11 protein-coding genes are annotated in these 11,441 nt (G+C 73.4%); 7 read left to right on the top strand and 4 right to left on the bottom strand.

Translation table 11 applies throughout. From position 1 onward, the window contains the following. The first annotated feature begins 17 nt into the window (after positions 1 to 17). Positions 18 to 866 carry a DUF559 domain-containing protein gene (locus tag ACN27C_RS02620; RefSeq protein ID WP_121682861.1) on the top strand — a complete coding sequence of 283 codons (849 nt, stop codon included), beginning with the start codon at positions 18 to 20 and terminating at the stop codon, positions 864 to 866. A 132-nt stretch (positions 867 to 998) separates the two neighbouring features. Here ACN27C_RS02620 and ACN27C_RS02615 read toward each other — a convergent pair whose 3' ends face one another. From ACN27C_RS02615 to ACN27C_RS02600, 4 genes are all read right to left on the bottom strand, one after another. Then, a complete protein-coding gene (locus tag ACN27C_RS02615) occupies positions 999 to 1,448 on the bottom strand; it encodes a hypothetical protein (protein ID WP_422750355.1) in 450 nt (149 codons plus the stop codon). 101 nt (positions 1,449 to 1,549) lie between these two features. Beyond that, complete coding sequence (locus ACN27C_RS02610) at positions 1,550 to 1,897, bottom strand: DUF779 domain-containing protein (protein WP_121685212.1); 348 nt, start codon at positions 1,895 to 1,897, stop codon at positions 1,550 to 1,552. After that, positions 1,897 to 3,402, bottom strand: coding sequence for an aldehyde dehydrogenase (gene adh / locus ACN27C_RS02605; RefSeq protein WP_422750354.1), 1,506 nt, complete (start codon positions 3,400 to 3,402; stop codon positions 1,897 to 1,899). Before adh ends, ACN27C_RS02610 begins: the two co-directional genes overlap by 1 nt. A 40-nt stretch (positions 3,403 to 3,442) precedes the next feature. Further along, positions 3,443 to 4,723, bottom strand: coding sequence for a transcriptional regulator (locus ACN27C_RS02600; RefSeq protein ID WP_357897936.1), 1,281 nt, complete (start codon positions 4,721 to 4,723; stop codon positions 3,443 to 3,445). A gap of 237 nt (positions 4,724 to 4,960) precedes the next feature. Here ACN27C_RS02600 and ACN27C_RS02595 point away from each other — a divergent pair, with 237 nt between their 5' ends. The 6 genes from ACN27C_RS02595 (at position 4,961) to ACN27C_RS02570 (ending at position 11,409) form a co-directional block, all read left to right on the top strand. Next, positions 4,961 to 5,626, top strand: a complete 666-nt coding sequence (locus ACN27C_RS02595) for a response regulator transcription factor (protein ID WP_120571538.1) — start codon at positions 4,961 to 4,963, stop codon at positions 5,624 to 5,626. Further along, positions 5,623 to 6,675 (top strand): sensor histidine kinase, encoded by a 1,053-nt coding sequence (locus ACN27C_RS02590; RefSeq protein WP_357897932.1) that lies wholly within the window; start codon positions 5,623 to 5,625, stop codon positions 6,673 to 6,675. Before ACN27C_RS02595 ends, ACN27C_RS02590 begins: the two co-directional genes overlap by 4 nt. Positions 6,676 to 6,788: 113 nt before the next feature. Next, on the top strand, positions 6,789 to 8,912 hold the full coding sequence (locus tag ACN27C_RS02585) for a pyridoxal-phosphate dependent enzyme (protein ID WP_422750353.1): 2,124 nt from the start codon (positions 6,789 to 6,791) through the stop codon (positions 8,910 to 8,912). Next, the gene (locus ACN27C_RS02580; RefSeq protein ID WP_422750352.1) at positions 8,909 to 10,042 is read left to right on the top strand and encodes a D-alanine--D-alanine ligase family protein; all 1,134 of its coding nucleotides are present in this window, start codon (positions 8,909 to 8,911) and stop codon (positions 10,040 to 10,042) included. Before ACN27C_RS02585 ends, ACN27C_RS02580 begins: the two co-directional genes overlap by 4 nt. Continuing rightward, positions 10,039 to 10,674 carry a M15 family metallopeptidase gene (locus ACN27C_RS02575; protein WP_364814853.1) on the top strand — a complete coding sequence of 212 codons (636 nt, stop codon included), beginning with the start codon at positions 10,039 to 10,041 and terminating at the stop codon, positions 10,672 to 10,674. The genes ACN27C_RS02580 and ACN27C_RS02575 overlap by 4 nt, the downstream gene beginning before the upstream one ends. Positions 10,675 to 10,749: 75 nt before the next feature. Beyond that, positions 10,750 to 11,409, top strand: a complete 660-nt coding sequence (locus ACN27C_RS02570) for a hypothetical protein (RefSeq protein WP_422750351.1) — start codon at positions 10,750 to 10,752, stop codon at positions 11,407 to 11,409. The last annotated feature ends 32 nt before the right edge of the window (positions 11,410 to 11,441 follow it).

Here is an 11,441-nt window from a genome sequence, read left to right as displayed (position 1 = left end):
GGCTGCATGGTTCGGGTATGTCGACGCAGCTGTGGCGGACCCGGGAACTGATGCGGGTGCTCACCGTGAAGCGAGTACGCACGCAGGTCAAACGGGAGGAACTGATCCGGGTGCGGCGCGGTGTCTACGCCTCGACACCCTGCGATGACGAGGACGAGCTGCGGGCACTGCTGTTGTGTCTACCCGACGGCGCGATGCTCGCCATGCGGAGTGCGGCACGCCGCCACGGCTTCGGCGTACTCCGGGAATCCGCGGTGCACGTGCAGTTGCCGCCGGACGTCGCCAAGCCCCGGCTGCCGGGCCTCGTCGTCCATCACTCCGTCCTGCCGGTCCGGCCGGTGCTCGTCGGTGGGCTGCCGTGCGTGCCGGCCGCGCAGTGCGCGATCGACCTGGCCCGAGGTGTCCGCCGGATGGATGCCCTGCCGGTGCTGGACGCCGCGCTCCGCTCGGGCGCCGTGACGGTCGACGACCTCGCGGCCGAGCTGCCCCTGCATCGAGCCCTGCGTGGCGTCCGGCAGGCACGTGACCTCGTGCCACGCGCCGACGGCCGCGCCGAGTGCCGGCAGGAGAGCCAACTGCGGCTACTGCTGCTCGACGACGGGCTGCCGATTCCGGAACCACAAATGTGGGTTCATGACCGGTACGGCATTCCCCGCTTCCGCATCGACCTGGGCTACCGAGAGCGGCGGGTGGGGGTGGAGTACGACGGTCTGTCCCACCTGGACCGGGAACACATGCGGTACGACCGCGACCGGATCAACTGGCTGGACGCCAACGGATGGCGGATGCGCTACTTCACCGACCGCGACCTGTACCGCCGCCCGTCCCACATCCTCACCACCATCCGAGCCGCCCTGACCCCCTAACCTCGCCCCCACCCCCTCCCCTCGCGCGATCTTGCACTTACGTACCCCGCAAACGGGGCGTATCAGACACCTCTCGGGCGCCAAGTGCAAGATCGCGGGGGAGAGGGGGGGAGGGCGGAGGGAGGGCGGGGGTCAGGGGCGGGCGCAGTGGGGGTGCAGGCGGACGCGTTCGGTGGTTTCGGTGAGGGAGTTGGGCTCGACCACCAGGCGCGCGATCGTGGTGGCCGGGCCGGGGCGGAACGCGCCCTGGTCGGCGGGGATCGTCGCGGTCCAGGTGCCGGCGGTGCGCTCGTCGGTGCACGCGCCGATCACGCCGAACCCGAAGCCGGTGACCGTGCCGCGCCGTGCCCGCTGCTCCAGGTGCACCTCGATGTACGCGAGGCCGCGCTCGGCGCCGCAGTCGAACCGCCCGCCGACGGTGGCGGTGTGCGCCCGTACGTCGGCTGCGCCGAACCAGTTGACGGAAATGCGGGGGGAGGCCGCCGGGGCGGCGACGGCGGCGCCCGGCGCGAGCCCGAGCGTGGCGGCGGTGGCGAGGGCGGTGAGGCCGGCGGCGAGCACTGGCTGTCGGACCGGATTCATGCGCGGACTCCTGTCGGGCGGTGGTGGGACGCGGACTCCGAACTGGACGGCGTCAGCATCCCACCGCCGCGATGCCCACGAGCTGCAAGATCTCGGACAGATCAGCGGTTCAGGTGGGAGCGGATGAGGAAGCGCACTCCCTCCGGGGCCTCCAGGGAGAAGCCGCTGCCCCGGCCGGGCACCACGTCGACGGTGAGCCGGGTGTGCTGCCACAGCTCCCACTGGGCCTTCGACATCCAGAACTCCACCGGCTCGGGCACCCCGTCGACGGTGAGCGAGGCGAGCAGCACGTCCGAGCCGCCGGTGCGGAACTCGCCGGCCGGGTAGCACATCGGGGCGCTGCCGTCGCAGCAGCCGCCGGACTGGTGGAACATCAGCGGGCCGTGCTGCCCCCGCAGCGACCGGATCAGGTCGGCCGCCGCGGGGGTCAGGGTCACCGGGTCAGCCATCAGAAGAAGCCCAGCTTCTTCGGCGAGTAGCTGACCAGCAGGTTCTTGGTCTGCTGGTAGTGCTCCAGCATCATCTTGTGGTTCTCCCGGCCGATGCCGGACTGCTTGTAGCCGCCGAACGCCGCGTGCGCCGGGTAGGCGTGGTAGCAGTTCGTCCACACCCGGCCGGCCTGGATCGCCCGCCCGGCCCGGTACGCGGTGTTGAGGTCCCGGGTCCACACGCCCGCGCCGAGCCCGTACAGCGTGTCGTTGGCGATCTTCACGGCGTCGTCCAGGTCGGCGAACGAGGTCACCGAGACCACCGGGCCGAAGATCTCCTCCTGGAAGATCCGCATCGAGTTGTCGCCCTCGAAGACCGTCGGCTGGACGTAGTAGCCGCCGGACAGCTCGCCGCCGAGGTCGGCCCGCTCGCCGCCGGTCAGCACGCGGGCGCCCTCCTGCCGCCCGATGTCCAGGTAGGACAGGATCTTCTCCAGCTGGTCGTTGGACGCCTGCGCGCCGACCATCGTGTCGGTGTCCAGCGGGTGCCCCTGCTTGACCGCCTTCGTCCGCTCGACGGCGGCGGCGAGGAAGTCGGAGTAGTGGCCCTGCTGGATGAGCGCCCGGGACGGGCAGGTGCACACCTCGCCCTGGTTGAGCGCGAACATGGTGAAGCCTTCCAGGGCCTTGTCCAGGAAGTCGTCGGAGGCGGCGCTGACGTCGTCGAAGAAGATGTTCGGGCTCTTGCCGCCCAGTTCCAGCGTGACCGGCTTGATGTTCTCGCTGGCGTACTGCATGATCAGCCGCCCGGTGGTGGTCTCGCCGGTGAACGCCACCTTCGCCACCCGCGACGAGGACGCGAGCGGCTTGCCCGCCTCGACGCCGAAGCCGTTCACCACGTTGAGCACGCCGGCTGGCAGCAGGTCGCCGATCAGCGAGAGCAGATAGTGGATCGAGGCGGGCGTCTGCTCGGCCGGCTTGAGCACGACCGCGTTGCCGGCGGCCAGCGCCGGGGCGAGCTTCCACACCGCCATGAGGATCGGGAAGTTCCACGGGATGATCTGCCCGACCACACCGAGCGGCTCGTGGAAGTGGTAGGCCACCGTGTCGTCGTCGAGTTCGCCGAGCGAACCCTCCTGCGCCCGGATCGCCCCGGCGAAGTAGCGGAAGTGGTCGATCGCGAGCGGGATGTCGGCGGCGAGCGTCTCGCGTACCGGCTTGCCGTTCTCCCACGTCTCGGCGATCGCGAGGGACTCCAGGTTGTCCTGCATGCGGTCGGCGATCCGGTTGAGGATCAGCGAACGCTCGGCGACCGATGTGTGGCCCCACGCGTCGGCCGCGCCGTGCGCCGCGTCGAGCGCCTTCTCCACGTCCTCGGCGGTGCCCCGGGCCACCTCGCAGAAGGTCTGCCCGGTCACCGGGGTCGGGTTCTCGAAGTACTTGCCACCGTGCGGCTTCACGTACTCGCCGCCGATGTAGTGGTCGTAGCGGGACTGCCAGTGGGTGGGGGCGTCGTAGCGCGTCATGGGTACCTCCGCCGTCCGTCTGGGGTGGATGGCGGGCAGGCTAGTTTCCGCGACGTTGCAGGAACGTTGCGCGCGGCAGCGCGTACTCCTCGGCGAGCTGGCGGGCCCGCGCGAGGGCGAGCGGCCGGCGGGGCGCGCCCGGCGGCAGCGCCCGGGCCAGGGCCTGCCACGCGGCGAGGTCGTCGGCCCCGGCCGCCGTCGCGGTCCAGGCCGCGAGCAGCCCCGGGTCGGCGCCGGCCAGCACCGCGGCGCGCAGCTGGCCGTCGACCAGTCGGCGTAGTCGCGCCACTCCCGGCGCGTCCGACCCGGGCAGCAGAGGCCCGGGGTACGCGCGCAGCGCCGCCGCCGGATCGCCACGTTCGAGCAGTTCGGTGACGGTACGGAAGTCGGCGCGCACAGTCGGCCGCAGCCGGTACGGGCGGGAGTCGAGCAACTCCTCGCCCAGCACGCGGCGCAGCCGGGACAGCTCGGCGCGCAACGTGACCGGGTGCCGCCGGTCGTCGCCGTAGAGATCGAGGCCGAGCTGTTCCCCGGTGCGCCCCTCGGGGTGGTCGACGAGCAGCACCAGCAGTTCGCTGTGCCGCCGGCCGAGCCGGATGCGCCGGCCGCCGACGCGCAGCTCCGCCTCGTCGCGCCCGAGCGCCGACACGTACGCCACCTCCGGCGCGGCGGGCGCGGCCCCGGCCAGGAACGCCTCGGCGGCCCGGGCGGTGGCCCGCACCAGCGCGAGGCTCTGCGGGTTGGCCAGGTGGTCCCCGCCGGTGATGTCGACGGCCCCGAGCAGCGCGCCGCTGACCGGGTCGTGGACCGGCGCGGCGGCGCAGGTCCAGCGCTGCACCGGCCGGACGAAGTGCTCGGTGGCGAAGATCTGCACGCCGTGGTCGACGGCGAGGGCGGTGCCGGGGGCGTTCGTGCCGGCGTGCGCCTCGTCCCAGCGGGCGCCGGGTACGAAGTTCATCCGCTCGGCGTGCCGCAGCACCCCGGGATGGCCCTCCACCCAGAGCAGCCGGCCGGCGGCGTCGCAGACCGCCATCAGGTGCGCGCCGTCCTGCGCGATGCCGCCGAGCAGGTCGCGGAAGAGCGGCATCACCCGGGCCAGCGGGTGCGCGGCGCGGTAGGTCTCCAGCGCGTCGTCGGTGAGGTCGACCGGTGCGGTGGCCTCCGGGTCGAGCAGCGCGGACCGCTCCCAGGAACGGGCGACCACGTCCCGGACGCCGCCGGTGGCGCCCCTGGTGAGGAACGCCTCGTGGGCGGCACCGACCTGCGCGATCCGTTCCGCCGGATCCGCGCCGAACTCCAGGGCGAGCCACGGGTCAGCCACCAGCGCCTCCTTCCACCCATCGTGACCCACCTCACCCCCGAGCGCCAATGCGTGATCCGGGTCACTTCAGCTGTGCTCGCGCCGCCCGAGGACCGGACGAACGGCCCAGACGGCTCTGCGCCGGTTGTCGCAGCCCGGCCCGCGTGGAGGATGGCTGCTGCGGACGCTTACGGAACCCTTAACTCCGGCCTGCGAAGGTGTGCCGGACAACCAGGGAAGACACGGGGGAGCGCAAGGGTGCGGGTGCTGGTGGCGGACGACGAGCGGCTCTTGGCGGACACGGTCGCCGAGGGGTTGCGGCGGTTCTCCATGGCGGTGGACGTCTGCTACGACGGCGACGGCGCGCTGGAACGGATCGGGGTCAACCGGTACGACGTGGCGGTGCTGGACCGGGACATGCCCGGTGCCACCGGCGACGAGGTGTGCCGGAGCCTGGCCGGGTCCGATGCCGGCACCCGCGTGCTGCTGCTCACGGCCGCCGCCGGCATCCGGGACCGGGTCGCCGGTCTCGGGCTGGGCGCCGACGACTACCTGACCAAGCCGTTCGCGTTCGCCGAGCTGGTGGCCCGGGTGCAGGCGCTGGGCCGCCGGTCCACCCCGGCGCTCCCGCCGGTGCTGGAGCGGCACGGCGTGGTGCTCGACGTGGCCCGGCACACCGCGACCCGGGACGGCCGCGCGCTCGGGCTGAGCCCGAAGGAGTTCGGCGTCCTGCACGTGCTGATGCGGGCCGGCGGCCGGGTGGTGAGCGCCGAGGAGCTGCTGGAACAGGCGTGGGACGAGTTCGCCGACCCGTTCACCAACGCGGTCCGGGTGACGGTGATGACCCTACGCAAGAAGCTCGGCCAGCCGTCGGTCATCCACACCGTGCCGAAGGCCGGCTACCGGATCGGCGCGCCGGAGTGAGCCCCCGCCGTCGCATCCTGCTGGTCGGGGTGCTTGCCCTGCTCGCCGGGTTCTTCGTGCCCAACATGGTCAAGTCGCTGCTCGAACTGGTGTGGGGGCAGGCCCAGTGGTTCTGCGGCCTGGCCACGATCGGCGCGGTGTGCGAGCCGGGCCGTCCGTTCGTGCCGCTGCTGCCGCTGGTGACCCAGTTGCTGGTGCTGGTGGCCGCCGGATTCGCGGTGTGGGGTGCTGCCCGCTGGTGCCTGCGCCCGGTGCACGACCTGGCCGCCCCGATCGCGAACCTGGGGCCGCAGAACCTCGGCTACCGGATCCGCCGCGGCGGCCGGGACGAGCTGGCCGGGCTCAGCCGCGCGATCGACGACATGCTGGACCGGGTCACCGCCGGGTACGAGGGGCAGCGGCGGTTCGCCGCGAACGCCTCGCACGAGCTGCGTACGCCGCTCGCGGTGCAGCGCACCCTGATCGAGGTCGGCATGGCCCAGTCGCTCACCGGCGAGCAACTGGAACTGCTGACCGCCCAACTGCTCGCCACGAACGAACGCAACGAGCGGCTGATCGAAGGGCTGCTCGCGCTCAGCGAGAGCGACCAGGGCCTGCGGTCCTCCACCCCGCAACGCCTCGAACAGATCGTCACCGGCGTGCTGGCCGCGTACGCCGACCGGGCCGCCGAGGCCGGCGTGACAGTGGAGAGCCGGCTGTCGCCCCGGATCGTGACCGGCGAACGGGTACTGCTGGAACGCCTGGTCACGAACCTGGTGGAGAACGGCATCAAGTACAACCGCGAGGGCGGACGGCTCGTCGTCACAGTCGGCGGCGACCCCGCGCTGACAGTCACCAACAGCGGGCAGAACGTCCCCGCCGAAGCGGTCGACGGGCTGTTCGAGCCGTTCCGGCGCCTCGCCCGGGACCGGACCAACCAGGGCGGCGGTGCCGGGCTCGGCCTGGCCATCGCCCGCTCCATCACCCAGGCGCACGGCGGCATCATCGCCGCCCGCCCGGGTGAGGACGGCGGCCTGCGGGTCGACGTCCACCTGCCCTCCGTGGGCTGACATCTCACACACGACCTCCGGGAGCCGCGTCGCGGCGTCCCGCGATGACACCTGCCCGAGAACGGGACCGCGGCACCGCCGCCCGCCCCGAAGACGGCCGAGAGGAGACCGCAGTGCCGACCCGCACCGAGGGGAACGCACCGCCCGACGGCCGGGTGGTCTGGGCCGACGTGGCCAAGGGCGCCTGCATCGTGCTCGTGGTGCTCTGGCACGTCGTCGTCAAGGACTACCTGCGCATCGACTGGCGGGTCGGCCTGCCGGTGCCGGGCGCGTGGGGGCTGCTCGGCGAGCAGTTGCTGCCGCTGCGGATGCCGTTGTTCTTCGCGATCTCCGGCGTCTTCGCGGCGAACGCCGTGGCCCGCCCGTGGCGGGTGTCCGGGCGGCCCCGGATCGCCCGGAACCTCTACCTCTACGCGGTCTGGCTGCTCATCCACACCGTCCTGCTGGCGCCGGCGCCCGGTTTCCCGACCGACCGGGCCACCGACCCCGGTGAACTGCTGGCCCAGCTCACCGTGACGCCCTCGAACCTGTGGTACCTGTACGCGCTGGCGCTCTACTTCGCGATCGCGAAGGCGCTGCGCCGGGTGCACCCGGCGGTCCTGCTGACCGCCGCGGGCGCGCTGTCCGCGGTGGCCGCCACCGGGCTGCTGGACAGTCCCGGCAACCGGGGGCAGGTCTACCAGAACCTGGTGTTCTTCCTGGCCGGTGTGCACCTGCGGCCGTACCTCACGCGGTGGGCGGACGGCGCGAGCACCCGGCGGCTCGCCGGCACCGGCGCCGCGTACGCGGTCGGGCTGGCCGTCATGGCGTTCGCCGGTGCGCAGAGGTGGCCCGGCGTGTACCTGCTCGTCTCCGTGCTCGCTGTGGCGTTCGGGCTGACCGCCGCCGCCCGGCTGGCCCGGCACCGCGTGGCCGGTCCGGCACTGGCCCGGCTGGGCCGCCGCACGCTTGGTGTCTACGTGATCCACATGCCGGTGCTGGCGCTGCTGGACCGGCTGCTCGCCGCGCCGGTGGCCGGGCTGGCCGGTCCCGCCCGGGCGCTGCTCGTGACCGTCTACCCGGTCCTGCTCACCGCGCTCGTGCTGGCACTGAGCCTCGCCGCGCACCGCTGCCTGACCGCGCTCGGCGCGCACTGGCTGTTCGACCTGCCGCGCCGCCGCGCCCACTCGAATCCCGAAGGAGAGACCATGTCCCGAATCGACGTGCCGGCGCTGCCGGACCGAACACATGTCGAGGAGGCCGCGCGCGCCCTGTCCGGCCGGGTGGTCCGTACTCCCGTGCTGCACAGCCCGGCGATCGACCGCCTGGCCGGCACCCGCGTCCTGCTCAAGGCGGAGAACCTCCAGGACGGCGGCTCGTACAAGATGCGCGGCGCGATGCTGGCGGTGGGCCGGCTCGCCGCCGCCGGGCACACCGGGGTGGTCGCGCAGAGCACCGGCAACCACGCGGTAGCGGTCGCGCTCGCCGCCCGCCGGCACGGTGTCGCCGCCACTGTCGTGCTGCCGGTGGACGCCGCGCCGGTCAAGGTGGACCGGGCACGGGCGGCCGGGGCGCGGGTGGTGCGGGCCGGCACCACTGTGGAGGAGCGTCTGGCCGTCGCCCGGCGGATCGCCGAGGTGGAGGGCCACCCGCTCGTCGACGCGTACGACCACCCGGACGTGGTGGCCGGGCAGGGCAGCGCGAGCCTGGAACTGATCGAGGAGGCGGCGCGGCGCGGCACTCCGCTGGACGCGCTCGTGGTGCCGGTGGGCGGGGGTGGCGGCATCGCCGGGGCCTGCCTGGCCGCGGCCGGAACTCCGATCCAGGTGTACGGCGTGGAGCCGGTCGGGTGCGACTCGCTCGCGCGCAGCCTGGCCGCCGGACGGCCCACACCCGTCGCCCCGGCGCCGAGCCTGGCCGACGGGCTACGTCCCGGGTGCGTCGGCGACCTGCCGTTCGCGGTGGCCCGGACCGCGGTGCGGGGGGTGGTCCGGGTCGACGACGACGCGATCGTCGAGGCGTTCCGGCTGCTCCTGCTGGACCTCAAGGTGCTCGTCGAGCCGTCCGGCGCGGCCGCGCTGGCCGGCGCGCTGCGGCTGGGCGAGATGGCGCGTCCCAGCGGCGGCGGGACCGAAGCCCGGCCGTCGGACGGCGGGCGGCAACTGACGGTCGGCGTGGTGCTGACCGGCGGAAACGTGGAAGCGGACCTGGTGGCCCGGCTGGCGGGCGACCGGATGACTGTGGGAGTTGCGGCATGAGGTCGACAGTGCGGATCGGTGTCCTGTTCGGAGGCCCGTCGGCGGAACACGAGGTCTCCTGCGCCTCGGCGCTCGGCGTGGCCCGCGCCCTCGCGGAGCAGGGGCACCGGGTGGTGGCGCTCGGCATCACGCGTACCGGGGGGATCCGGCTGCTGCCGGAGCCGGTGCTCGCCCAGCACCTCGGGACGGTGGCGGGCGGACGGGCGATCGACGACCGGCTGCCGGTCACCGGCGAGGCGGTGGAGCTGCGGCGCGGGGCAGCCGCCGGCACTGTGGCGGTCAGCGCGGCCGACGCCCCGGCCACTGTGCACGCCGAACTGGACGTGGTGTTCCCGGTGCTGCACGGCCCGTACGGCGAGGACGGCGTGGTGCAGGGGCTGCTGGAATCGCTCGGTGTGCCGTACGTCGGGTGCGGCATCCTCGCCTCCGCCGTCGGCATGGACAAGGTGGCGATGAAGCGGGCGCTGCGCGCCGAGGACGTGCCGACCACGCCGTACGTCTGGTTCGACGAACCGACCTGGCGGGCCGCGTCCGACCCGGAGAAGCTGGTGGTCGGGCTGCGCGGGCCGCTGTTCGTCAAGCCCGCCCGGATGGGCTCCTCGATCGGGATCTCCCGGGTCGCCGAGGGCGACGACCTGGTGGCGGCGGTGGAAGAGGCGTTCCGGCACGACCACGTGGTGCTCGTCGAGCAGGGCGTGACCGGCCGGGAACTGGAGTGCGGCGTGCTCGGCGGCTGGCAGCCGGAGGCGTCGGCGGTCGGCGAGGTCCGCGTCGCGGGCGGCTGGTTCGACTACCGGCAGAAGTACTTCGGCGACGCCGACCCGATGATCGTCCCGGCGCCGCTGCCGGACGAGGTCACCGAGCGGATCCGCGAGCTGTCGGTGCGGGCGTTCACCGCGATCGGCGGCTGGGGCCTGGCCCGGGTCGACTTCCTCTACGACGAGGTGAGCGGCGACCTGTTCGTCAACGAGCTGAACACGCTGCCCGGCTTCACCGCGCACTCGATGTACCCGAAGGTGTGGGCCGAGTCGGGTGTCGCGTACCCCGAGGTGGTGGACCGGCTCGTCGCGCTCGCCTTCACCCGGCACGCGGCCCGGCCGTCGCGCGAACACCCCGGGGGTACGCCGTGATCCTGCTCTCCGACCCCCGGGTCGCCGCGGTGTCCAGCCGGGACGACGGCGAACCCCTGGTGGACCTGCGCGAGTTGCCCGGGCTGCGGGTGGACGGGCGGGCCGCCGATCCCGCCGGGGCGTACGCCCGGGTGCGGCGTGGTGTCGCGGACCGGTTGCTGGCCGCGCAGCGCGCGCTGCCGGCCGGGCTACGCCTGCTCGTGGTGGAGGGTTACCGGCCGTACCGGGCGCAGCTCGACATCTTCACCGGCTACCGGGACGAGTTGCGGCGGCGCCACCCGGACTGGCCGGCGGACCGGCTGCACCGGGAGACGACCAAGTTCGTCTCGCCGGTCGAGGTGGCCCCGCACAGCACCGGCGGCGCAGTCGACCTCACCCTGTGTGACGCCGACGGTGTGGAACTGGACATGGGCACCGCGCTCGACGCCACCCCGGAGGAGAGCGCCGACGCCTGCTTCACCGCGGCCCGGCACATCCCGGTGAGCGCGTGGCGCAACCGGAACCTGCTGGTGGCGGCGCTGAGCGGAGCGGGATTGGTGAACTACCCGACGGAGTGGTGGCACTGGTCCTACGGCGATCGGTACTGGGCGCTGATGACCGGAGCGCCACACACCCGCTACGGTCCGGTGTAGTCCACGAGTCCGGGTGAACGGTCCGGCCCTTCCGTCCGTACCACGCGTCGAACGACAGCGACGACGGGAGAGAACGTGAGGGTGCAGCGTAAGCACGTGCTGGCGGCCACTGTGGCGGTGACCGCCACGGTGGCGGTCTCGGTGGGCACCGGACTGGGATTCGCGGACACCGCGCCGGCCGCGCGGTCGGTCTGCGCCGGGTCGGTGACCTTCTCCGCCGAGGGTGGGCCACCGGCCGCGACCAGCGACCGGTTCCCGGTGGGCACCCGGCTGCGGGTGACGAACCTGGACAACCGCAAGGTGGCCACTGTGACAGTGACCGGGCCGTCCGGGAGCTGCGTGCTGCTGAACGCCGCCGCCATGGACCTGGTACGCGAGCCGGGCAAGAACGTCATCCGCCGCAACGTGGTGGAACGCCTCGACGGCGCCGGCGCCCCGGCGCCCGGCGCGCAACCGGGCGAGACCCGCCCGGGCGCGGCGCAGCCGATCGGCGGCAGCGTCTGCTCCGGCGCGCTCACGTTCTTCGCCGAGGGCGGGGCACCCGCTGCCACCAGCGGCCAGTTCCCGCTCGGCACCCGGCTGCGGGTGACGAACCTGGACAACGACAAGGCCGTGACCGTGACCGTCACCGGACCGTCGGGCAGTTGCGTGCTGCTCAACACGGCGGCCATGGACGCGATCCGGGAACCCGGCAAGAACCTGGTCCGGCGTAACACCGTCGAGCTGCTCCGCTGATCCTCCGGGCGGAACACCATGGGCCGGTCCTG

It is taken from the genome of Micromonospora sp. WMMD1219 (assembly GCF_049315215.1).
GTDB lineage: Bacteria > Actinomycetota > Actinomycetes > Mycobacteriales > Micromonosporaceae > Micromonospora > Micromonospora tulbaghiae.
This window is presented reverse-complemented; position numbering and strand designations above follow the sequence as displayed.

Excerpts from the sequence above, each read along its gene's own strand:
- ACN27C_RS02620 (WP_121682861.1), top strand. The coding sequence starts at position 18 with ATGTCGACGCAGCTGTGGCGGACCCGGGAACTGATGCGGGTGCTCACC.
- ACN27C_RS02580 (WP_422750352.1), top strand. The coding sequence starts at position 8,909 with ATGAGGTCGACAGTGCGGATCGGTGTCCTGTTCGGAGGCCCGTCGGCG.
- adh (WP_422750354.1), bottom strand. The coding sequence starts at position 3,402 with ATGACGCGCTACGACGCCCCCACCCACTGGCAGTCCCGCTACGACCAC.
- ACN27C_RS02610 (WP_121685212.1), bottom strand. The coding sequence starts at position 1,897 with ATGGCTGACCCGGTGACCCTGACCCCCGCGGCGGCCGACCTGATCCGG.
- ACN27C_RS02615 (WP_422750355.1), bottom strand. The coding sequence starts at position 1,448 with ATGAATCCGGTCCGACAGCCAGTGCTCGCCGCCGGCCTCACCGCCCTC.